Origin of the sequence: Pseudomonas sp. CJQ_9 (genome assembly GCF_043106615.1) — a bacterium.
Lineage (GTDB): Bacteria > Pseudomonadota > Gammaproteobacteria > Pseudomonadales > Pseudomonadaceae > Aquipseudomonas > Aquipseudomonas juntendi.
In genome coordinates this window covers 1-592 of record NZ_JBICMS010000064.1, presented here as the reverse complement: position 1 = coordinate 592, position 592 = coordinate 1, and the positions used below count along the sequence as shown (strand labels likewise).

The following is a 592-nucleotide window of genomic DNA, read 5'->3' as shown; positions in this document are numbered from 1 at the left end:
GTAACGCTTAACTGACAGGCATTAGGCAGCCTTTATTCGCTATGATTTGACCATTTTGCCTGGCTGTCGAATTGAGCAATTCGTCAGCACCCACTATGGAGAAACAGCAATGCATAGCGAGCTGGACGCCTACGATCGGCGCATTCTTGAACTGCTGCAAGAGGACGCTTCGCTTTCCAGCGCGCAGATTGCCGAGCGTGTGGGCCTGTCACAGTCACCGTGCTGGCGGCGTATCCAGCGTTTGAAGGACGAGGGGGTGATTCGTGGGCAGGTGACCTTGCTCGACCGCAAGAAGATCGGCCTGAACACCCAGATCTTCGCCGAGGTGAAGCTCAATGCCCACGGGCGCTCCAACTTCACCGAATTCACCGAGGCCATTCGCGGCTTCCCGGAGGTGCTGGAATGCTATGTGCTGATGGGCGCGGTGGATTTTTTGCTGCGCATCGTTACCTCGGATATCGAGGCCTATGAGCGGTTCTTCTTCGAAAAGCTGTCGAACGTGCCGGGGATTCAGGAAGTAAACTCGATTGTGGCGCTTTCAGAGATCAAGTCCACGACCAGCCTGCCGCTCAAGACCCGCTGACGTGGTTTC

At 56.1% G+C, this 592-nt stretch carries 1 protein-coding gene; it reads left to right on the top strand.

Going from position 1 to position 592, the window contains the following annotated elements; all coding sequences use genetic code 11:
- Window positions 1-109: 109 nt before the first annotated feature.
- Window positions 110-583 carry an Lrp/AsnC family transcriptional regulator gene (locus ACF8SD_RS11710; RefSeq protein ID WP_054905209.1) on the top strand — a complete coding sequence of 158 codons (474 nt, stop codon included), beginning with the start codon at window positions 110-112 and terminating at the stop codon, window positions 581-583.
- Window positions 584-592 lie beyond the last annotated feature (9 nt).

What these genes read in the sequence shown, in the direction of transcription:
- ACF8SD_RS11710 (WP_054905209.1), top strand. Translation starts at nt 110, where the DNA reads ATGCATAGCGAGCTGGACGCCTACGATCGGCGCATTCTTGAACTGCTG.